Genomic DNA, 20,570 nt, shown 5'->3' with positions numbered 1-20,570 from the left:
GTCAGTGCGGGACACCCGCACCCGGTCGGACCACGCAAGCCAGGAAAAGACGATTGTGGCGCACGCGGTCCTCCTGTTATCACGCAACACCCCGCGACAAACCCGGGGGAAACGCTAACGGTGAATGCCCGGAGGGCCTACCCTAGACAGCACACGGGTGGCCCCGGTCGGAGAGGGCCTGCAGGTCGAACGGGAGGCCGAGGGAATGGACCCCCGCGAACGAGCCGATGCCTTGCTTGCCCGGGCACGGGCACGCAGTCCTTTCGTGGTGACACCAGAGGTCGCGACGTCCCCAATGGACGCGGCGAACACCCAGCGGGTCCCCCGTGCGGTGGTGAACAGAATCGACCGTGAAGAGGACCCGGACTCCACGGCGGTGGTGCCGGCGACGCTGATCAACTCGGTGCAGGGCGACCTGCAGTCGCCCGGACCCGAGCCCCAGACGTACGTCGGCCTGCCGGCCGTGCGCCCGCCGGAGCCGCCGGAGCAGGAGGTGGGTGGTCTCATCCCCACCACCACGAAGTCCACCGGTCGCTCCGATCTCTCCCGCCGCCTCGAAGGCCTGTAAAGGGGGTCTGGGGGCTTGCCCCCAGTCGGGGGTGTGGGGGCGAAGCCCCCACAAGGCACAGTCTCTGGGGGCTTGCCCCCAGACCCGGGTGCGAGGGCGGAGCCGCCACAGGCCCAGTGTCCGGGATTGCCCCGACAGGGCTCAGCCGCCGCGGGTCTCGATCTTGAGGCGGATCGCGAGACCGGCCTTGATCAGAGCCAGCACTGGTTTCCACGCCGGCCCGCGATGGCGATCGGCGAGGTAGCGGTAGGCGCTTTCATGGTGAGCGGCGAGCATCTTCTTCGGTGCCCGAGAAGTCGCTTTCCCGCCGATGTGGGTCACCGCCGCCGAGGGCGCGTAGACGTTCTGCCAGCCCGCGCGGCCGATCCGGTCGCCGAGGTCGACGTCCTCGAAGTACATGAAGTACCGCGGGTCGAAGCCGCCGGTCGATTCGAACGCCGCACGCCGGAACAGCAGGCAGGAACCGGAAAGCCAGCCCGCGGTCCGCTCCTCGGGGGCACGCTCCTGCCGGTATGCCCTAGTCCACGGGTTCGCCGGCCAGATCTTGCCGAACACCGCGTGCCCGATCCCGCGTCCGAAGGAGGGCAGCAACCGCGCGGACGGGTAGACCGAGCCGTCGGGCTCGCGGATGAGCGGGCCGAACGCGCCGCCGCGCGGCCAGCGCTCGGCGACATCCAGCAGCGTGTCGAGGGAACCCGGGTCCCACTCCAGGTCGGGATTGGCCACGACCACCCAGCCATAGCTGTCGTCCAGCTCGGCCACGCCGCGGTTCGCGCCCCCGCCGTAGCCGAGGTTCTTCCCGATCCGCAGCAGTTGCACGTTCTTGCGCCGCGCGGCCTTGTCGAGCGCGTCGTCCGTCGAGTCGTTGTCGGCCAGCACGACTCGTACGTCGCGCACGGTGGCCTTCTCGAGCGTGTCGAGGAAGCGTTCCAGGTCGTCGCCGGGGAAGTAGGTCACCACGACCACGGCAAGGCCATCGCCATAGCGTGTCGGCTCGGTCACCTGGTCATTGTGCCGGGTTCGCCGCCACGCCCACGGACCAGCCCTGGATTTCCGCGCCTTGCCCGATTTCACACCGGCGATCGCGTCCGGGAGTAGCTGGAGGCGAAGGGTCGAGCCGGTCATCGAGAAGGTGGTCAACCTCTGACTGACGTAAAAAATGACGGATGGCGAGAAGTCTGAGGCGGCTGGTGGAACAAACCCTTGAACAGCGCGAAGCCCGTAACACGACCGTCCGGACGCACTACGGGCTCACTTCTCGACCCTACGGGGGCCTTGCACTACTGACTGTAGTGCGGATCGCAACCGCTCTTGTCCACTCTGCACGGTTCACCCGCGCCGGTGAGCCAACCAGGCCTTCCCGTACGCTTCGCGATGACGGTCCGCGCTGGCGGCCCAGGAGAACTCCTTCGCCCGCCGCTGCGCGGCCGCGGCCAGCGCGGCACGACGTGAGGGGTCGTCGAGCAGGTCGGACAGGGCCACCGCCACGTCACCGGCACCCACCCCACAGTAGGCGACGGCGTCTCCGCCGACCTCCGGGAGCGACAGTCGCCGGGTGGTGAGTACGCAGGCACCGCATGCCATGGCCTCGAGCACCGGCAGCCCGAACCCCTCGCCCAGACTGGGATAGGCCACCAGTTCCGCCCCGCCGAGGAACCCGGCCAGCGTTTCGAACGGCAGGTAGCCGGCCCGGATGACACGCAGCCGGAGCGGCGCGGCGTCGAGCGCCTTCTCGACCTGGGTGTCCCAGCCCGGCTGGCCGGCGAGCACCAGCGCGGGCGGGTCGGGCCTGGTCTCGACCGCCTTGACGAAGCCGCGGATGAGCGCGGGCACGTTCTTCCGCGGCTCCAACGCACCGAGGAAAGCCACATACGGCATGCGTTCGACGCCGATGACCCGCCGCGCCGCCCGCACCTCCTCGGGTGTCGGCGAGTGGAACCGCTCGACGTCGACGCCGTGCTCGATGATCTCCAGTGTTTGCGGGCGGGCCCGGGTCACCCGCGCGAGCTCCGCCGCGGTCGCCTTGCTGGGCACCACGCACACCGTGGCGCGGCGCAGCGCAGTAGTGGTCCAGGCTCGGAAGAAGCGGGCCTTGACCGACGAATGCAGCACGGCGTCGGTGAAGAACGTCGCGTCGTGCAGGGTGACCACCGAGGCCGTGGGACTCGCCAGCGGCAGCGTGTAATGCGGTGAGTGCACCACATCGACACCGAGACGCCGGATCAGCCTGGGCAGCGTGGTTTGCTCCCAGACGAGCCGGGCGGTTCGGGTGGCCGTCGACGGCGAGGTCAGGACCACTCGCGACCGTGGCGCGAGCCGGCTGTAGAGGGCGGCGTCGCGCGGCTGGCAGACCACCGTGATCCCCGCGTCGTCCGCGTCGAGTGCCTGCACCAGCGAGTCCACGTAGCGGCCGACCCCGCCTCGGTCCGCGGGCACGGCGGTGGCGTCGATCAGCACGCTGGGTTCGCCTACTCCCACCCGTGCAGAGTACGACCCCGCGAAGCCGGGTTGGTCAGGAACTCACAAACTCATGCCGGAACCCAGGTGGCGCGAGTCCCACACTCCCGTCGCGCGAGTCCCACACTCCCGTCGCGTGTGTCCCACACTCCCGTCGCGTGTGTCCCGCATTCCGGTCGCCTGGAACGTGGAACTCGCACGCCGGGAACGAGGGACACGCACGACCGGAACGAGGGACTCACACGACGGGAACGGGGGACTCGCGCCTGCCGGTGTGGATCGTCCAAACCGCAGAGGCCGCGGCCTGCCAGGTGAACTCCGCGGCCCGCCCACGCCCCGCTTCGGACAGTTCGGCGGCGCGGATCGGTGAAGAAATCACCTCCTGCAGAGCCGTGGTGAGCGCTTTCACGTCCCCTCGTGGCACCACCACCCCCGCTCCCCCGGCGACCTCGACGAGTGCGGGCGCGTCGGAGTGGACCACCGGCACCCCGGCGGCCATGGCCTCCAGCACCGGCAGGCCGAAGCCCTCCGCCCAGCTGGGCGCGGCGAGCACCGTCGCGCGCCGGAGCACGGCGGCCAGTTCACGGTCGGGCAACCGCCCGAGGACCAGCGCGTCCCCGGTGTCCACCCGGCCCCAGCCACGCTGCCCGACGAGCACCAGCGGCACCCCGAGCGCCCGCGTGGCCTGGACGAGCAGGTCCACGCCCTTGCGCGGCTCGATGGTGCCGACCGCCAGTACGAACCGGCCGGGCAGGTCGACGGACACGCGCTCTTCGCGGGTGAGTGCCTGGTCCAACGCGCGAGCCACACCGTGCCCCGCGACGTGCACCGGCACCGGCAAATCGACCCGGCACCGCAGGTCGTCGGCCACCGCCCGGGTCGGCACGACCAGCCCGGTGGCGCGCCAGGCCGCCCGCGCGATCATGGCGCGGTGCCAGGACACTCCGCGCGGGGTGAGGGTTTCGGGATGGGTCCACGGCACGGTGTCGTGCACGGTGATCGAAAGAGTGCGCCGGCCGGCCCGGGGCGGAGCCAGTGGGGTAGGCGCGTGCACCGCGTCCCCGCCGGGCCACAGCGGGATCCCGAGCTGCCACGCGGCGATCAGCGCCTTGGGCGGAACCGGCAGCACGCGTGGCCCCGAGACACCGTCGACCTTCGCCTTTTCCACGTCCGCATGGCGTGCGACGACGCTGGAGACCGCCCACCCGGGCGGCGCCGTGGCGGCGAGGGCGCGCAGCAGTTCAGCGGTGTAGCGACCGGTCCCGCCAGGCACCGGCGCCAGCAACTGCTCGGCGATCACCACGAGTTCCGGCACGGCCCGTATTCTGCTCGCCGTGCCGGCGAACGCAGCGCAGAACCCCGGGCACCGGGTGCGGACCACGGTGGTGGTGGTGACCTGGCGAGGCGCGGACCACATCGTCGCCTGCCTCGACGCGCTGGCCGCTCAGGAACGTCCACATCGGATCCTGCTGGTGGACAACGCCTCCGACGACGGCACGGCGCGACTCGTCGCGGCGCATCCGGCCAAGCCGCAGGTCCTCCGGCTGCCGCGCAACACCGGTTACGCGGGCGCCATCGCCGCCGCGCTGCCGCTGGTCGAGACGGAGCTCATGGCCTGGCTCAACGACGACGCGGTGCCCGATCCGGCCTGGCTCGCCCGGCTGGAGGACGCGCTGGGAAGCGCCGCGGCGGCGGGCTCCCGATTGGACCGCGCCGACGGTTCCGTCCAGTCCCTGGGCGTCCGGCTGACCGGCGACGGCTATGGCGCGGACGCCCAGGAAGCGCCGGTGTTCGGTTTCTGCGGCGGTGCGGCGGTGCTGCGGACCGACGTTCTCCAGGCGGTTGGCGGCGTGCCGGCGGACTTCTTCTGTTACTACGAGGACACCGACACCGCGTGGCGGCTGCGGCTGGCCGGGCACGAGATCGCCACCGTCCCGGACGCCCGGGTCGCACACCGGCACGGCGCCAGCACCCGGCCGGGGTCGCCGGACTTCCATCGCTGGAACGAGCGAAATCGACTGCTCACCCTCCTGCGTTGCGCTCCCGCCGCGATCGCCGCCCGCGAGCTCGCACGGTTCGCCGCGATCACCGCGTTACTGCCGCTGCGTGCCGACGTGCCCGACGCCCCGAATTTCCGCGTTCCGCTGCGCTGCCGCGTGCTGGTCGACGTGTTGGTCCGGATGCCCGCGACGGTCCGCGCGCGCCGCGAGATCACCCGGCGGAGCCGGGTGGGCCGCCGGCAGGTCTGGCGAACTTGGGCCGGCCGGACGGCTCGGCCCGAGGGCGCGACCGTCGATCGCTAGGATGCGAGCTCTCAGGGCTTAGCGTGCGTTTCGAGGGGCCGGGTTTGACCTGCGGCGGAGTCGGCACCGCACATCCGAGGGGTGCGCTGGGAGAACTTCGCGCTGGAGGTGGGGACTTGGTTTCGGGGGATGGGCCGCTGCCCTTGGTCTCGGTGATCGTGGTGAACTACCGCGGCGCCGACGACACGGTCACCTGCCTGCGTGCGCTCACCGAGGACGTCGACTATCCCCGCCTGGAGATCCTGTGCGTGGACAACGCCTCCGGCGGTGACGACGTGGCGCGCATCAAGGCGGTCCCGGGCGTCAAGGTGATCGCGTCGGAGACCAATCTCGGCTTCGCCGGCGGCTGCAACCTGGGCGCGAAGCACGCCGAGGGCAGCGTCCTCGCCTTCCTCAACAACGACGCCAGGCCGGATCCGGACTGGGTGCGGACGGCCGTAGCGGAGCTGCGTGCCGAGCCGGGCGTGGCCGCGGTGGCCAGCAAGGTGCTCGACTGGGACGGCACCGGCGTCGACTTCGTGGACGCGGGCCTGACCTGGTTCGGGATGGGGTACAAGCGCCACGCGGGCACCGCGCTGGCCGAGGTGCCCACGGCCGAGCACGAGGTCGCCAAGGACGTGCTGTTCGCCACCGGCTCGGCGATGTTCGTGCGGGCCGGCGTGTTCGCCGAGCTCGGTGGGTTCGACGAGCGCTTCTTCATGTTCTACGAGGACGTCGACCTCGGGTGGCGGCTCAACCTGCGCGGCTGGCGGGTGCGTTACGTGCCCGGCTCGCTCACCTATCACCGGCACCACGCGACGATGTCCGAAGTGGACGCCCCGGACAGTGGGCGAGAAACGTTCCTGTTGGAACGCAACGCCCTGGCCGCGCTCTACAAGAACCTCTCCGACGAGACCCTGGCCAGGGTGCTGCCGGCCGCGCTCGCGCTCGCGGTACGCCGGGCGACCGCGCGGGGCGATCTCGACGCCACCCAGCTGGACCTCGCCCGTGGTGTCGGCCCGGCCGAGGTGTCCCCGGTCGAGGTGCCCAGGACCACGCTGGCCGGGGTCCTGGCGGTGGACCAGTTCGTGGAGTTGATGCCGCAGCTGGCCTCCTCGCGCGCGGTCGAGCAGGCCGCCAGGGTGCGCACCGACGCCGACCTGATTCCCTTGCTGCGTAAGGCTTTGGAGCCCGCCTACCCGCTCGAACGGTACCTTGCCGCGCACGAGATCCTGGTCGAGGCGTTCGGCATCGACCAGGTGTTCGGGCAGCGTCGCCGGGTCCTGGTGCTCACCGGTGACGCGATCACCGAGCGGATGGCCGGGCCCGCGATCCGCGCCTGGAACATCGCCTCCGTGCTGGCGGGTGAGCACGACGTGCGCCTGGTCACGGTCAACCCGGTGGCCGCGCCGCCGCCCGCGCCGTTCCACGTCTCCGCGGCCCGCAAACGGGATCTGACCGAACCGATCGCCTGGGCCGATATCGTGATCCTGCAGGGCCACGTGCTGGAAATGGCACCGGAGCTGAAGAACTCCAACAAGATCGTGGTCTGCGACCTCTACGACCCGATGCACCTGGAGCTGCTGGAACAGGGCAAGGACGCGCCGGACGACCGGCGGGCCGCGGACCTGGCCGGGGTCACGAAGGTGCTGGACGCACAGTTGGAGCGCGGGGACTTCTTCCTGTGCGCCTCGGAACGGCAGCGGCTGTTCTGGCTGGGCCACCTGGCCGCGCTCGGCCGCCTCTCCCCCCGGTTGTACGACGCCGATCCCACCACGCAGTCGCTGCTCTCGATCGTCCCGTTCGGACTTTCCCCGGAGCCTCCGCGGCGCACCGGGCCGGGTCTGCGGTCCACGCTCGGCATCAGCGAGGGCGACCGGGTGGTGCTGTGGGCCGGCGGTGTCTACAGCTGGTTCGACCCGCTCACCCTGGTAAACGCCATCGACAAGGTCCGGGAAGAGCACACCGACGTGCGGCTGGTGTTCCTCGGCATGCGCCACCCCAACCCCGAGGTCGCCGAGATGGACATCGGCGCCCGCACCGTCGGCCTCGCCGACCGGCTCGGGCTGACCGGCAAGCATGTGTTCTTCAACGAGCAGTGGGTGCCATACGCCGAACGCCAGAACTGGCTGCTCGACGCCGATTGCGGGGTCACGACGCATTTCGAGCACGTCGAGACGACCTTCGCCTTCCGCACGCGGGTACTCGACTACCTGTGGTCCGGGCTGCCGATAGTGACGACCGACGGGGACGCGTTCGCCGATCTCGTGCGGTCCGAAGGGCTCGGCGTGGTCGTGCCGGCCGAGGACACGGAGGCGTTGGCCGAGGCGCTGGCACGCGTGCTCTACGACGAAGAATTCGCCGCTGCCTGTAAGGAACGCATCGCGATCGTGGCGCAGCGCTTCGCCTGGCCGAAGGCGCTCGAACCGCTGGTCACGTTCTGCCGTGACCCGCGCCCCGCCGCCGACCGGCTGCCCGGGGCGGCGGACCTGGTGGTCTCCGAGCCACTGCGTGGTGGCGAACTGGTGCGGCGCGACCTCGCGCTGGTCCGCGAATATCTAGCCGACGGAGGGCCGAAGGAGCTGGCCCGCAGGGTCGCCGGGCGGATCCGGAAAGTGGCGCGCCGACGTGGCTGATCTCCCGCCCGCCCGCCGCCCGCCACCTGGCGGCACGACCAGGCCCGTCCGGGTACTGCTGGACGGCACCCCGCTGCTGGGCAACCGGACCGGGGTCGGCCGCTACACCGCCTCGCTCGCCGAGGAGCTGGCCTCGATGTCCGAAGTGGACATGCGGGCGGTGGCGTTCACCATGCGGGGCTGGCGGCAGTTGCGGCGGGTCCTGCCCCACGGCGCGCGGGCCCGTGGCATGCCGGTTTCCGCGCGGCTGCTGCGCCAAAGCTGGCTGAGGTCACGATTCCCGCCGGTCGAACTGTTCGCCGGGCACGCGGACGTCGTGCACGGCACGAACTTCGTGTTGCCCGGCACGATCCGCGCGGCAGGCGTGCTCACGATCCACGATCTCGCCTTCCTCGACGCCCCGGAGGAGCTGGCGCCGAGCAACCAGGATCTACCCGAGCTGGTCCGCCGTGGCGCGGCGCGCGCACACGTGATCTGCACCCCGACCGCGGCGGTCGCCGACGCGGTGTCCGAACGGCTGCACGTCGCCCGCGAGAAGGTGGTGGTCACCCCGCTGGGGGTGGACGCGGCGTGGTTCACCGGCCGGGTGCCGCCCAAGGAAATGCGGGAACGGCTGCGGCTGCCCTCGGAGTACCTGCTCTTCGTCGGCGCCTCCGGTCCGCGCAAGGGCCTCGACTGGCTGCTGAACGCGCACTCCGCCGCCCCGGACCTGCCGCCCCTGGTGTTCTCCGGCCCGGGCCGCTTCACCGTGTCCGACCGCGTCCACCACCTCGGCTATCTGTCCGAAGTGGACCTTCGTCACGTGGTCGCGGGTGCGTCGGCACTGGTGCTCCCGTCTCGCGACGAAGGGTTCGGCCTGCCCGTCCTCGAAGCGCTCGCGTGCGATGTTCCCGTGGTGTGCAGCGACATTCCCGCACTACGGGAGATCTCCGGCGGCTATGCGCACCTGGTCCCCTACGGCGAAGTCGACGCCCTCTCCGATGCGCTTCGCGCCGCGATCTCCGACCCGCACCCGGCGTCGGCCTCGATCGCGCATCGCGCCCACGCCGCGACCTTCACCTGGCACCGCTGCGCCCAAGCCACCGTGACCGCCTACCGCAAGGCCTTGAACCGGCACTAGCAGTGTTTTTCCACGAGCACGTGGCCTCCGGTGCGCGAGTGGTCAGCTCAGGCGGAAACACGGATTTTTGGACACATCTTGCCTCCACCTTCGCCTGTCTAGACATCTCCGGGCGGAACCGGCAAACTCCGGTAACTGTGACGTCCCCGTACCCCCCTCAGCCCCGGAATCCGCACCCGCCGCAGCAGGTCCAGTACAACCTGGGCACCGCCAAGCTGAACAAGAAGTTCGGCGTGCTGGGCACCTGGACCGTGGGCATCGTCGGCGTCGTTCTCGTCGGCGGCGCGATCTGGTCGCTGGCCGCCCAGACCATAGTTCCGATCGGGCTCGCCGTTGCCGCCGCCCTGTTGGCGATCCTCCGCCGATTCCTCCTGCCCAACCGGACCGGCGTGATCGACAAGCGGGCGATGGGGTCCATCACGATCGGCACCCAGGGGATCGCCATCGCGAACGTGGAGGGCAAGGCGAACGTCTTCTCCTGGCAGGAGATCGAGGCGATCGGCGTGCTCCGGTGGAAGGAGAACATTGTCTTCCGCAGCGTCTCGCCGCGGATCGCCCAGGCCCTGCGCCCGATGAAGCCGGGTGTTCCGGTGTATCTCCCGATCTCGATCCTGTACATCGAGGCGCCACGCGAGGAGGTCGTCGCGGCGCTCCGCCACTACGCCGGCGGCCGGTTCGCCGGTGTGGACCTCGACAAAGACGCACTCACCGCAGCCCGGCCGAGTGCCGCCCCCAATCGTTTCTAAAACGGTGGCCATTAGTCGTCGATTTCCGGCTGCGTTGCTCGCTGGTAGCGACGGGCGAGTGTGGTGCAGGCCGTGTGGAGGTCGGCGGGCTGGATGTCGGTGAGTTCGGTGTCGAAGGTGGCGAGGATTCCGGCGATGCCCGCCCAGGACCAGGCGCCGAGGGTGAGGCGAGTGGTGGTGGGGGTGATGGGCTCGACGACGGATCCGCCGGGGGCCCATCGTGCGACGAGCGCGGCGGGGTGGTGGAGGACGGCGGATCCGAGGCATGGCCATTCGGCGGGGGTATCGCTGCGGTCGTAGCTGGTGACGACATGCTCGGCGACGCTGCGGTTCGGCAGGGTTCGCGGGTTGAAGGGAACGCCGGTCGGGGTGCGGGGGTGGATGCGGTCGATACGGAAGATGGGCCAACTGTCGTCGAGTGGGTCTCGCGCGACGAGGTACCAGCGGCCGGCCCAGACGACGAGGTGGTGGGGCTCGACCGTGCGTGGCGGAGCGAAGTCCGCGTCGCGGGGGTCGGGGCGGGTGCCGTCGGCACGAAGGTGATCGAACCGGAGCAGGTGACGTCGGCGTACGGCGTCGCCGACGGCTTTAAGTGTCGCCGGGCCGATGGGCGGTGCGGTGAACTCCCAGTAGTTCGGTAGCGAGGTCAGCTGCATGGAGTCGATCTCCGCACGAAGCCGGGCCGGCATCACTTGACGCAGGGTGTCCAGGGCGCGGGCACTCGCTTCGCGGAGTCCGAAGACGGTGAGCGGGGTGGTCTGCAAGGCCAGCGCCACCGCGACGGCCTGGTCGTCGTCGAAAAGCAGGGGCGGAAGTGTCGAGCCGGCGCCGAGCCGGTAGCCGCCGTCCGGGCCTTTGGCGACTTCGACGGGGTAGCCGAGTTCGCGCAGGGTGTTGATGTCGCGGCGCACGGTCCGGGTACTGACTCCAAGGCGGGCGGCCAGTTCTGCGCAGGCCCAGTCGCGGCGGGCGGCCAGCAGCGACAGCAGGGTGAGCGCGCGGAACGACGTGGTTGCCATGGTTTCATCCTCGCCGACGCGCGGACATTCGATGTCCGCTGCTCCTGCCAATGTCGCGACATGAGCACCAAAAACCTTGCTACGGCGGGAAGCCGAGCGGACATACCCGCGACCTTGACCGGTCGTGCTGCCGTGATCGCCATCGGCGCGGTCATGATCGCGTCCTTCATGGACCTTCTCGACGCGACAATCGTCGTCGTTGCCGGGCCTGCCCTGGCGAGTTCGCTCGACGCAAGCCCGGCCCAGTTGCAGTGGGTGCTGGCCGCTTACACCCTCGCGCTTGGCTCCGGCCTGATCACCGGTGGACGGCTCGGTGACAGCTACGGCCGTCGACGGGTGTTCCTAGCCGGTCTCGCGGCCTTCGTCGTGTTCTCGGCATTGTGTGCGCTGGCGACCGGACCCGGGTGGCTGATCATCGCCCGGACCGGCCAGGGCATGGCCGCCGGGCTGATGGTGCCGCAGACGTTCGGGCTGATCCGTTGCACTCTGGCGCCGGCAGCACAGGCTCGAGCGTTCGGCGCCTTCGGCGCCATCCAGGGCCTGGCGGCCGCGGCCGGACCACTGCTCGGCGGTCTGCTGGTGAACGCCGACCTGTTCGGCCTCGGCTGGCGCACCATTTTCTGGGTCAACGTGCCCATCGGCGTGGTCGCGTTCGTTCTCGGCGCGCGAGTACTGCCCGAGAGCACGACCGGGGTTCGTGCTCGGTTGGATCTTGCCGGCGTTGTGATTTCGGTCGGTGCGATGTTGTTGATCCTCGTCCCTCTCGTGCAGGGCCGTGAGTGGGGATGGCCGTGGTGGGGGTTTCTTCTGATGGCTACCGGCGCGGTGTTGTTGGCGGTGTTCGGCATGCTCGAAGCCGGGATTCGGCGGCACGGAGCTCAGCCTCTGCTCGACCCGGCATTGCTGCGGGTGCGCAGCGTCGCGGCAGGTCTCGTGGTGTCGCTGCTATTTTTTGGCGCGATCAGTGCGTTCTTCCTTACGCTGTCGGTGTATCTGCAAGACGGGACGGGCCGTAGCGCCTGGGCTACTGGACTGATCGTCCTGCCCTATGCGCTCGGCTCCATGGCGACCTCAGGTGTCGGTGTCGCACTGGCCGGGAAGGCCGGCCGTCGGCTGCTGATCACCGGCGCGTTGGTGCTCGCCGGATCGCAAGGGTTGTTGTGGTGGCTGGTGGGCGGCGGCCAAGTGCCCGGGTACTGGTCACTGGCCGCGGCGCTGTTCGTCGGCGGGCTCGGTCTCGGCCTGGCCGCTCCGATCCTGATCAACATCGTGCTGGCGGGCGTTCCTGGGCGAGACGCCGGCGCTGCCGGTGGTGTCCTGTCGACCGTTACCCAGCTTGGTGGCGCGACCGGCGTGGCCGCGCTGGGCACGTTGTTCTTCACCGTCCTCGCCGATCAGCCGGCCACCGGTGAACAGGTCAGCCGGTTCAGCCAGGCGCTGAGTAGCGTTCTGACCTGGGAGATCGCCCTGTACCTGGCTGTGGCGGCGATCATGCTGCTACTGCCGCGGACCACGGCTCAAGCCCACTCCTGAGTGGACTACAAGGAAGGCGGGACAGACGTTTCGCTTCAGCGGGCCAACTCGGCGAGCAGGTCGACAGTGCGGTTTTGTTCGTCGGCGGTTCCGTAGGGTGCGGCCATGAATTCGGTGACGCCGGCATCGTGAAATCTGCTTAGTGCCCGCGCCACTTCAGTTTCACTGCCGACGACTGCGACATCCTCCGGGCCGGTCACTCCTTCCCGATCGAGTGTCGCGCGATATTCGGGCACCTGTGCGGCGAGGGCGAACTGTTCGGCGATCCGGGCACGGACGTCGTCGGCTGTGTCGGTGACGCACACCGGCAGGCCGGCGACGACTCGCGGGGCCGGTTTTCCGGCGTTGGCCGCTGCCTTGGTGATCGCCGGAACGATGTGCTCCCCGAGGGCTTTCGGTCCCGTCATCCAGGTCGCGGTCCCGTCGGCGAGTTCTCCGGCCAACCGCACCATGCGTGGCCCCATCGCCGCGACGAGCACCGACGGCGCCGGCGCACTGCCGGGGACGGTCACTGCACCCACAACGGTGACCGTCTCACCGCGGTAATCGACGCTTTCGCCGCGCAGCAGCGGGCCGAGCACCGTCAGATATTCACGCATGCGCTGCACGGGCCGGTCGGTGGGCAGTCCGAACATCCCAGACACCATCGCGCCGATACCCGCCCCCACACCCAGCGTCAGCCGTCCCGTCACCGCGGCCTGCACGGTCAGCGCTTGCCCAGCCAGCATCATCGGGTGTCGCTGGGGAACGGGTACCACGGCCGTGCCCACCGCGATATCGGTGACGGTGGCACCAGCCACCGCGATGGTGGTCAGTGCATCCCAGCCCAGGGCCTGACTCGACCACGCCGTGGCGAATCCGGCGTCAGCTGCCACCCGCACTTGATCGACGACTGCGTCCAGCGTCGAGGGACCGCGCACGTCACCGACAGCCAAACCGATCCGCATTCTTCGTCTCCTCGCGTCCGCAAGTGGAGGGGGTACCCCAGTTATGCTCCGGTACTATACGGGGGACCTACCCCACTTAGCCAGAAGGTGTCCGGCCGATGGGAGAAAACCCCAGTTCGTCAGGTCGACAGCGGGCCGACGCGCGACGCAACCGCGATCGACTGGTGGCCGCGGCGAGTGCGGTGATCGCCGAGGCCGGAGCCGGGGCATCGCTGGAAGAGATCGCCCGCCGTGCCGGGGTCGGGTCGGCCACCCTGCATCGCCACTTCCCCCGCCGTGCGGAACTGCTGGAAGCCGTGCTCCGCGATCGCGTGCGGGCATTACGTGATCGAGCGGAGGACCTGCTGGCGGCATCGAGCGCGGGGGCAGCCCTGGTGGGCTGGCTACGTGATGTGGTGGCGCACGCAGCCACCGTACGGGGACTTGGACCAGCGCTGACCGGGTACGAATCCGATCCGGGGTTCTCGCCCCACACCACGATCCGAGAGGCCGCACAGAAACTACTCGCTCGCGCCCATCGAGAGGGCTCGGTGGAGTCGAGCGTCACCGTCGACGATGTTCTGCAACTCGCCAACGGCATAGCACTGGCAACCGAATCCCTCCCAAACCCGGCACAACGCGCGGACACACTGGTAGCTCTCGTCGCCGGTGGACTCCTGCACCCGCCGAGCAGTCGAAAACCCCTCGACAGCACGATCGAGTGAGACTCCACCAGATGCGGCGTCGTCAGCGTGCCGCGCTGATCGTCCACAACGAGATGCACCGTGTGCCTGTCGCGCAAGGCATTCAGGGTCCGCCTCCCACGTCGAGCACCGTTGCCGGCGCCGTGAGGTAGCGGCGGGGAAGTTCCTGTGTGCGTAGAAGTTCCAGGCGGCCGCGTGGTGTACTGGCCAGTCGAATTCGGCCTGACCGCGCTCGAAGCTCTCGCAGTCCGGGTGCTTCGTTCAGCGTGACCAGTCGGCGATCACTTCGCGCCCGTGGGGGATGGCGAGGTCGAGGAGGCCAGGGAAGCGGGCGTCGAGATCGTCGCGGCGAAGCCGGTTCAACCGCCGGGTTCCCTCGTCTCGCTGGTGGATCACGCCCGCTTCGCGCAGGAATTTGAAGTGACCGCTTTGCGTGGACTTGCTCACCGGTAGCGCGAAGGCCGCGCAGGCCAGTTCGCCGTCTGGTTCGGCGTCGGCCAGACGGGCGACGATGGCGAGCCGGACGGGATCGCTCAGCGCGGCCAGCACGGCGGTGAACCGCAGGTCGCCCCGGGCTGGATGCACGAGCTCAGTCGCGGTGCGGCTTGCCATACCCTCACCTTACCCGAATATGTTCGAGGGTACCGAACATGTGCTATGTTCGATCAGTCTCGAACATAGCTGGGTTGGAGGAACGAATGCGGACCGATCGCCCCGCCACGCGGCCAGACCAGGCCGTGCCGGCCAGGCTACGTGCCGGCGATGGATCTGAACGAGCCGGTGATCGCGCGGGGGGATGGCGGTTCTGGGCAACGGCGTACACGCTGCTGATCCTGTTGACCGGCACGAACCTGCCGACACCGCTGTATCGAGGCTACGAGCAACGTTTCGGGTTCTCGCCCTTGGTCGTCACGCTGATCTTTTCCTCGTACGTGGCCGTGCTGATCCCTTCCTTGCTGGTGGCCGGCCCGCTGTCCGATGCGATCGGTCGCCGCCGGGTACTGCTGCCCGCGGTGGTGGTGGCAGCGCTGGGATCGCTGGCGTTCGCCCTCGCGGAAAGCACCGGGTGGTTGTTCGCCGCCCGTATCCTGCAGGGCCTCGCCGTCGGCGCGGCGTCCGGGCCGTTGACCGCGGCCCTGACCGAACTCGAACCGAACGGCAACCACCGCAAGGCGGCACTGGTGTCGACCGTGGCGGCGGCGGGTGGCATGGGCCTTGGCCCCGTACTGGCCGGCCTGCTCGCCCAATACGCCCCAGCACCACATGTGCTGCCGTTCCTGGTCGAAATCGTGTTGCTGCTCCCCGCGGGGGCGACCATGGCCACGCTGCCGGCCGCGCGATCCACGAGCCAGTGGCGGCCTCGTCGCCCCGAGATCCCCAAGGCGATGCGCGCGGTCTTCGCCACCAGCGGTACGGCCAACTTCCTCGCGTTCGCCGTGATCGGATTGTTCATGAGCCTCATTCCCACCTACGTCGCCGACCTCACGCACAGCACGAACCTGCTGCTCGGCGGCGGGGCCGTTGCGTTGATGCTGGCGTGCTCGGCAATCGCCCAACTCGCCGGCTACGGCAGGCCGGCACGCAGCCTGCAACGTGTCGGCTTGCCGCTGCTGGCCGCTGGTCTGGGACTACTCGCTCTCGCCGGTGTCCAGTCGTCGCTGATCCTGCTGCTCGTCGCGGCCGCTCCCGCCGGAATCGGCCAGGGCTTGGTGTTTCTCGGCGGTCTCACCGCGGTCAACCATGCCGCCCCCGCCAACCGCCGCGCCGAGGTGCTGTCCACCTTCTATGTGATCTCCTACTGCGGCACCGGCCTGCCCGCCATCGGCGTCGGCTTCCTCGCCACCGGTATCGGTCTCATTGCCGCCGTGCGATATTTCGCCGTCGTCGTCGCCGTGCTCTGCCTGGTCGTGCTCTTTGCCCTGGCCCGAGCACGCCACCGCACCGCCGCCACCACGCCAACTGACTGACACCGCAACACAGACGCCTGAACCCAGAACTCGCACTCCCGAACCCAGAACTCGGACACCTGAGCCCAGAACTCGGACGCTTGAGCCCGGAACTCGGACGCTTGAGCCCGGAACTCGGACGCTTGAGCCCGGAACTCGCGTGCCTGAACCGGGGACACGCCGGGTCTCGGTGTGTCCCCGGTCCAGGACGACGAGTTCCGGGTTAGGGCGGATGAGTTCCCGGTTCAGGAACGCGAGTTCCGGGTTGGGGCGGGTGACTCCCCGAACGGGAACCCGGTCCAGTGTGGACTGTTCAGCCGCGGCAGACTCGTCCTTGGGCGGGGTGTGCTCAGGATTTCGCCGACAGCGCAAGCGCGGCGTCAATCGTGATGTCCAGGAAGGCGAGGGTGTCGCGGCGGCGGGCCAGCGGGTTGCGATAGCTCCGGCGGCCTTCAGCTCCTTCGGTACGCAGGCTCAGGCTTTCGGCGATGATGCGCTGCCAGCGCGGTCCGAACTCCGTCTGGGCGTACCGGCCCGCACCGCATTTGGAAGTCATCGTTCCGGTGGCGAGCAGGTGGTGCAGCCGGCTCACCCCGAGCACCGCCCACACCGGAAACCACGCACTGAGGCCGATGGCGAGGGACAGGGCGCTCCGCTGCCGGTTGCGCTGCCACCACGGCCGCCAGTAAGTGCGGAGGTTGTCGATGGTGAACGCGCGCAAGGCATCCTGGTCGGCCCACAGGTCCACTTCGGCCGGCCGCGGCCCGCGCACCGTGATCCCATGCCAGGCCAGCTCGCAGAACGTCACCGGGTTGAGACCGGACCGTCCGGCCGGGGTGAATCGGCTTTCCTGCGCGCAGGGAAGGTCAAGACATTCGTCTGGCCCGGCGGCAAGGTCGCGCCAGGTGAGCACCGCGCCATCAAAGTGCGGGCGGGGGAAGCGGGCCACGGTGCGGGCGTGTGCCTCCGCCAACGCCGCCATCTCCCGGGACTCGGGCTCCAGGCGACGGTCGGTCACCGCGACGAAGTCGATGTCGCTGGCCGTGCTGAGTCGGCCGCGACCGGCGCCACCGGGGTGGAAGTCGCCCAGGGCGAGCGATCCGACCAGGTAGAAGCCGGTGACCAAGCCCGGCGCCGACTCGTCCACGGCCGTCAGGAACAGCTCCACGCTCCGGCGGGCCTCGACCGGGAGATCGTCGCCAGGCATCTGCCGTCGATTCCCCAGGCCCTACGACAGGTAGGAGTGCAGGGCCTCCCGCCACGGCCGGAGCGGGGTCAAGCCCGCCGCGAGCCAGGAGGCGTTGGAGAGCACCGAATAGGCGGGCCGCGGCGCGGGACGGGGGAACTCCGCGGTGGTACACGGGCGGACCCGATCGGGATCGGCGCCGATCTCCTCGAAGATGGCGCGCGCGAAGCCGTACCAGGTGACCTCGCCGGCCCCGCTGCAGTGCAGCACCGGCGCCTGCGGCGCGTCGCCCGCGGTGATCCTGGTGGCCAGCTCGAACAGGCCCGCTGCGAGGTCGGCCGCCAAGGTCGGCGTGCCGCGCTGATCGTCCACAACGGACAGCGTCTCGCGCTCGCCGGCCAGGCGCCGGATGGTTTCCACGAAGTTCTTGCCCTCGCCGTAGACCCACGACGTGCGCACGATCCAGGACCGCGCGCCCGAGCCCAGCACCGCGTCCTCGCCCGCGGCCTTGGTGCGGCCATATGCGCTGCGGGGGCCCAGCGGGTCCGCGGGTTCGTAGGGCCGGTCCCCGTCCCCGGGAAACACGTAATCGGTGGAGACGTGCACCAGCGGCACTCGCCTCGAAGCACACGCGGCGGCCAGCACGCGCGGCCCGTCCGCATTGACCGCGAACGCGCGCCGCTCGTCGGTTTCCGCCGCGTCCACCGCGGTGTAGGCGGCCGCGTTGACCACCACCGGCTTCCGGCCCGCCGATTTCGCTCCTTCGGCGAACGCGCTCACCGCGTCCACCACCGCACCGGTCCGGGTCAGGTCGAGCTCGGCCGAGCCGAACGCGACCACGCCCACCGACGGCGAGGCCAGCGCGGCCAGCGCGCGACCGAGTTGCCCGCCGCCACCGGGCACCAGCAGGCTCAGCGCCTGGCCATCCCCCTCGCTCATTTGGCCACCAGTTCGGCGCGCTTGCGCAGCGGTTCCCACCAGGCCCGGTTCTCCCGGTACCACGCGACCGTGTCGGCCAGCCCCTCGCCGAAGGGCACCCGTGGCCGGTAGCCGAGTTCGTCGGTGATCTTGGTGATGTCCACCGAGTAACGCCGGTCGTGGCCCTTGCGGTCGGGCACCCGCTCGACCATGTCCCAGCCCGCTCCGACCGCGGCCAGCAGCCGCTCGGTCAGCGCCCGGTTGGTCAGCTCGGTACCGCCCCCGATGTTGTAGATCTCGCCCGCGCGCCCGCGCTCGGCCACCAGGCTGATCCCGTAACAGTGGTCGTCCACATGCAACCAGTCACGGACGTTCATCCCGTCACCGTACAAGGGAACCTTCCGCCCATCGAGCAGATTCGTCACGAAGAGCGGGATGACCTTCTCCGGGAACTGATACGGACCGTAGTTGTTCGAGCATCTGGTCACGCAGACCGGCAGGCCGTGTGTGCGGTGAAACGCCCGGGCGAGCAGGTCCGACGACGCCTTCGACGCCGAGTACGGCGAATTCGGCTCCAGCACGTGGTCTTCCCGCCAAGCCCCCTCCTCGATCGAGCCGTACACCTCGTCGGTGGAGACATGCACGAACTTGCCCACGCCCGCGGCGAGCGCGGCTTCGAGCAGGGTGTGCGTGCCGAGCACGTTGGTCAGCACGAAGTCCGCCGCCCCCTGGATCGACCGGTCCACATGCGACTCCGCGGCGAAGTGCACGACCAGTTCCACCCCGGACATCAGCTCCGCCACGAGCGAGGAGTCGCAGATGTCGCCGCGCGCGAAGGTCAGCCGCGGGTCACCGGCCACCGGGGCCAGGTTCGCCTCGTTGCCCGCGTAGGTCAGCTTGTCCAGCACGACCACCTCGGCGCCGGCGAGCCACGGATAGTCCCCGGACAACACCTGCCGGACGAAGTGGGACCCGATGAAACCGGCTCCCCCCGTGACCAGTACCCGCATCGGCACCCTCCTGAAGAAGCGCATTCATTACTCGACCCGGGCAACGTACGCCAGCCGGGCGGAGTCTTCACAACGGGAACAGTAATCTTTGAGCCGGGTACACCGGGCGGGGCGGGAGGAGCCGACATGCGCGAGGGGGTGGCCACCCGCCAGGAAACCGCGGCAGAGCCCGCGTGGCCGGCCGAGCCCATTCCCGTCCGGCGGCGCCGCGGCCACCCGTTGGTGGTCTTCGCGCGGCGCGGCGGCAAGGTCGTGATCAGCCTGGTCTCGGCCATCGTGCTGGCGCTGGCCTGGTACGGCTGGCAGTACGTCGGTGACCCGAACGATGGCCTGACCACCACCCAGGTCTTCGACGACGAGGGGCTGCACGCGGTCCCGCTCGATGGCGCGGTCGACATCCTGCTGGTCGGCATGGACAGCCGGACCGACGCGCAGGGCAACCCGCTGCCGCGGGAGGTGCTCGACACGCTGCACGCCGGTGAGTCCGACGGCGTGCGCAACACCGACACGATGATCCTGGTGCACATCCCGCAGAACGGGCAGCGCGCGGTCGCCGTCTCGTTCCCGCGTGACTCCTGGGTCGAACTGGCCGGAGGGTACGGCAAGCACAAGCTCAACAGCGCCTTCGTCTACGCGTACAACGACAAGTTCAAGACGCTGACCGAACGAGGCACTGCCGACCTGAAGGAGGCCGACCGGCAGGCCACCATCTCGGGCCGCAAGAACCTGGTCGGCACGCTGGAGAAGTTGATGGGCCGGCCCGGCATGATCGACCGGTACGCCGAGGTGAACCTGGCCAGCTTCTACGAGATCACGCGGGCCCTCGGCGGGATCGACGTGTGCCTGAACAACGCGGTGAAGGAACCGAAGTCCGGGATCGACCTGCCCGCCGGCCGGCAGACGATCGAGGGTGTGCAGGCGCTGGCGTTCGTGCGGCAGCGCTACGGGCTGCCCAACGTCGACCTCGATCGCATCGTCCGTCAGCAGGCGTTCCTGTCCGGCCTCGCGCGCAAGGTGCTTTCCCGTGACGTTCTGCTGAACCCCGTGAAGATCAGCGATCTGATCACCGCAGTGAAGAAGTCGGTGGTGCTTTCGGACAACTGGGACATCGCCGAGTTCGCCGCCCAGATGCGCGGCCTGAACAGCGGGAACGTCGAGTTCCACACCATTCCCGTGGTCGGGCCGGCGGTGATCGGCGGCGCGGACGTGCTCCGGGTCGATCCGGCGGCGGTGCACGACTTCATCGGCGGCCTCACCCCCGACACCCCCGCCGAGAGCGCACCACCGTCCGCGCCACCCACCAGCAGTGGACGGATCACCCCGGCGGCGAAGCCCGGGAGCTCCGCGGGTTCCAGCAGCGCCACCGTGGCCTCACCGACGACGAGCAGCCAGCCCCCCATCACGGGTGGCGAAATTCCGTGCATCAACTGAGCGGGTTCGATACGGCCTCGCGGAGCGCGCCCGTTGAGGGTGGTGGCGGGCGACGGGCGGGCCGTAGTCTGAGCACGCGGCGAGGGGA

17 protein-coding genes and 1 pseudogene are annotated in these 20,570 nt (G+C 69.8%); 9 read left to right on the top strand and 9 right to left on the bottom strand.

The window, feature by feature from the left end:
- Positions 1–205 precede the first annotated feature (205 nt).
- On the top strand, positions 206–568 hold the full coding sequence (locus A3CU_RS0109965) for a hypothetical protein (RefSeq protein WP_027942155.1): 363 nt from the start codon (positions 206–208) through the stop codon (positions 566–568).
- Between the two features lie 141 nt (positions 569–709).
- Here the strand turns inward: A3CU_RS0109965 and A3CU_RS0109960 are convergent, their stop codons facing one another.
- The 3 genes from A3CU_RS0109960 to A3CU_RS0109950 all read right to left on the bottom strand — a co-directional run bounded on the left by A3CU_RS0109960 (position 710) and on the right by A3CU_RS0109950 (position 4,340).
- A complete protein-coding gene (locus A3CU_RS0109960; protein ID WP_027942154.1) occupies positions 710–1,570 on the bottom strand; it encodes a glycosyltransferase family 2 protein in 861 nt (286 codons plus the stop codon).
- Positions 1,571–1,897: 327 nt separating this feature from the next.
- A complete protein-coding gene (locus A3CU_RS0109955; RefSeq protein ID WP_027942153.1) occupies positions 1,898–3,025 on the bottom strand; it encodes a glycosyltransferase family 4 protein in 1,128 nt (375 codons plus the stop codon).
- A 238-nt stretch (positions 3,026–3,263) separates the two neighbouring features.
- Positions 3,264–4,340 (bottom strand): glycosyltransferase family 4 protein, encoded by a 1,077-nt coding sequence (locus tag A3CU_RS0109950; protein ID WP_027942152.1) that lies wholly within the window; start codon positions 4,338–4,340, stop codon positions 3,264–3,266.
- Positions 4,341–4,359: 19 nt separating this feature from the next.
- On the opposite strand from A3CU_RS0109950, the gene A3CU_RS44250 reads away from it, so the two are divergent.
- From A3CU_RS44250 to A3CU_RS0109930, 4 genes are all read left to right on the top strand, one after another.
- Positions 4,360–5,328 carry a glycosyltransferase family 2 protein gene (locus A3CU_RS44250; protein ID WP_052371608.1) on the top strand — a complete coding sequence of 323 codons (969 nt, stop codon included), beginning with the start codon at positions 4,360–4,362 and terminating at the stop codon, positions 5,326–5,328.
- A gap of 116 nt (positions 5,329–5,444) precedes the next feature.
- Positions 5,445–7,943 (top strand): glycosyltransferase, encoded by a 2,499-nt coding sequence (locus A3CU_RS0109940; protein WP_027942151.1) that lies wholly within the window; start codon positions 5,445–5,447, stop codon positions 7,941–7,943.
- Positions 7,936–9,063 carry a glycosyltransferase family 4 protein gene (locus A3CU_RS0109935; protein ID WP_052371607.1) on the top strand — a complete coding sequence of 376 codons (1,128 nt, stop codon included), beginning with the start codon at positions 7,936–7,938 and terminating at the stop codon, positions 9,061–9,063. Before A3CU_RS0109940 ends, A3CU_RS0109935 begins: the two co-directional genes overlap by 8 nt.
- Before the next feature lie 137 nt (positions 9,064–9,200).
- On the top strand, positions 9,201–9,809 hold the full coding sequence (locus A3CU_RS0109930) for a hypothetical protein (protein ID WP_027942149.1): 609 nt from the start codon (positions 9,201–9,203) through the stop codon (positions 9,807–9,809).
- A gap of 11 nt (positions 9,810–9,820) precedes the next feature.
- On the opposite strand, the gene A3CU_RS0109925 is transcribed toward A3CU_RS0109930, so the two are convergent.
- A complete protein-coding gene (locus A3CU_RS0109925) occupies positions 9,821–10,828 on the bottom strand; it encodes a helix-turn-helix transcriptional regulator (RefSeq protein WP_027942148.1) in 1,008 nt (335 codons plus the stop codon).
- A 60-nt stretch (positions 10,829–10,888) separates the two neighbouring features.
- Here A3CU_RS0109925 and A3CU_RS0109920 point away from each other — a divergent pair, with 60 nt between their 5' ends.
- Positions 10,889–12,361, top strand: coding sequence for an MFS transporter (locus A3CU_RS0109920; protein ID WP_027942147.1), 1,473 nt, complete (start codon positions 10,889–10,891; stop codon positions 12,359–12,361).
- Between the two features lie 35 nt (positions 12,362–12,396).
- Here A3CU_RS0109920 and A3CU_RS0109915 read toward each other — a convergent pair whose 3' ends face one another.
- Entirely contained in the window at positions 12,397–13,308 is a 912-nt protein-coding gene (locus tag A3CU_RS0109915) for a TIGR03564 family F420-dependent LLM class oxidoreductase (protein WP_027942146.1), read from the bottom strand.
- 98 nt (positions 13,309–13,406) lie between these two features.
- Here A3CU_RS0109915 and A3CU_RS0109910 point away from each other — a divergent pair, with 98 nt between their 5' ends.
- Positions 13,407–14,012 (top strand): TetR/AcrR family transcriptional regulator, encoded by a 606-nt coding sequence (locus A3CU_RS0109910; protein ID WP_027942145.1) that lies wholly within the window; start codon positions 13,407–13,409, stop codon positions 14,010–14,012.
- 240 nt (positions 14,013–14,252) lie between these two features.
- Here the strand turns inward: A3CU_RS0109910 and A3CU_RS0109905 are convergent, their stop codons facing one another.
- Positions 14,253–14,603, bottom strand: coding sequence for an ArsR/SmtB family transcription factor (locus tag A3CU_RS0109905; protein WP_027942144.1), 351 nt, complete (start codon positions 14,601–14,603; stop codon positions 14,253–14,255).
- Positions 14,604–14,689: 86 nt separating this feature from the next.
- Here A3CU_RS0109905 and A3CU_RS0109900 point away from each other — a divergent pair, with 86 nt between their 5' ends.
- Positions 14,690–15,958 (top strand): MFS transporter, encoded by a 1,269-nt coding sequence (locus tag A3CU_RS0109900; RefSeq protein ID WP_052371606.1) that lies wholly within the window; start codon positions 14,690–14,692, stop codon positions 15,956–15,958.
- A gap of 328 nt (positions 15,959–16,286) precedes the next feature.
- On the opposite strand, the gene A3CU_RS0109895 is transcribed toward A3CU_RS0109900, so the two are convergent.
- From A3CU_RS0109895 to rfbB, 3 genes are read right to left on the bottom strand one after another with little or no spacing between them, the layout of a single operon-like run.
- On the bottom strand, positions 16,287–17,144 hold the full coding sequence (locus tag A3CU_RS0109895; RefSeq protein ID WP_052371605.1) for a nucleotidyltransferase family protein: 858 nt from the start codon (positions 17,142–17,144) through the stop codon (positions 16,287–16,289).
- A 21-nt stretch (positions 17,145–17,165) separates the two neighbouring features.
- Positions 17,166–18,062 (bottom strand): dTDP-4-dehydrorhamnose reductase, encoded by an 897-nt coding sequence (gene rfbD, locus A3CU_RS0109890; protein WP_027942141.1) that lies wholly within the window; start codon positions 18,060–18,062, stop codon positions 17,166–17,168.
- On the bottom strand, positions 18,059–19,051 hold the full coding sequence (gene rfbB / locus A3CU_RS0109885) for a dTDP-glucose 4,6-dehydratase (protein ID WP_027942140.1): 993 nt from the start codon (positions 19,049–19,051) through the stop codon (positions 18,059–18,061). Before rfbB ends, rfbD begins: the two co-directional genes overlap by 4 nt.
- Before the next feature lie 126 nt (positions 19,052–19,177).
- Between rfbB and A3CU_RS0109880 the strand changes: the two are divergent.
- Positions 19,178–20,431: pseudogene (locus A3CU_RS0109880) on the top strand (LCP family protein); the annotation flags it as partial.
- Between the last annotated feature and the right edge of the window lie 139 nt (positions 20,432–20,570).

Source organism: Amycolatopsis taiwanensis DSM 45107, assembly GCF_000519205.1.
Lineage (GTDB): Bacteria > Actinomycetota > Actinomycetes > Mycobacteriales > Pseudonocardiaceae > Amycolatopsis_E > Amycolatopsis_E taiwanensis.
This window is presented reverse-complemented; position numbering and strand designations above follow the sequence as displayed.

Bases quoted from the DNA above. Each gene is read 5' to 3' on its own strand.
- A3CU_RS0109965 (WP_027942155.1), top strand. From the start codon at position 206: ATGGACCCCCGCGAACGAGCCGATGCCTTGCTTGCCCGGGCACGGGCA.
- A3CU_RS0109925 (WP_027942148.1), bottom strand. From the start codon at position 10,828: ATGGCAACCACGTCGTTCCGCGCGCTCACCCTGCTGTCGCTGCTGGCC.
- A3CU_RS0109920 (WP_027942147.1), top strand. From the start codon at position 10,889: ATGAGCACCAAAAACCTTGCTACGGCGGGAAGCCGAGCGGACATACCC.
- A3CU_RS0109915 (WP_027942146.1), bottom strand. From the start codon at position 13,308: ATGCGGATCGGTTTGGCTGTCGGTGACGTGCGCGGTCCCTCGACGCTG.
- A3CU_RS0109910 (WP_027942145.1), top strand. From the start codon at position 13,407: ATGGGAGAAAACCCCAGTTCGTCAGGTCGACAGCGGGCCGACGCGCGA.
- A3CU_RS0109905 (WP_027942144.1), bottom strand. From the start codon at position 14,603: ATGGCAAGCCGCACCGCGACTGAGCTCGTGCATCCAGCCCGGGGCGAC.
- A3CU_RS0109900 (WP_052371606.1), top strand. From the start codon at position 14,690: ATGCGGACCGATCGCCCCGCCACGCGGCCAGACCAGGCCGTGCCGGCC.
- A3CU_RS0109895 (WP_052371605.1), bottom strand. From the start codon at position 17,144: ATGCCTGGCGACGATCTCCCGGTCGAGGCCCGCCGGAGCGTGGAGCTG.
- rfbD (WP_027942141.1), bottom strand. From the start codon at position 18,062: ATGAGCGAGGGGGATGGCCAGGCGCTGAGCCTGCTGGTGCCCGGTGGC.
- rfbB (WP_027942140.1), bottom strand. From the start codon at position 19,051: ATGCGGGTACTGGTCACGGGGGGAGCCGGTTTCATCGGGTCCCACTTC.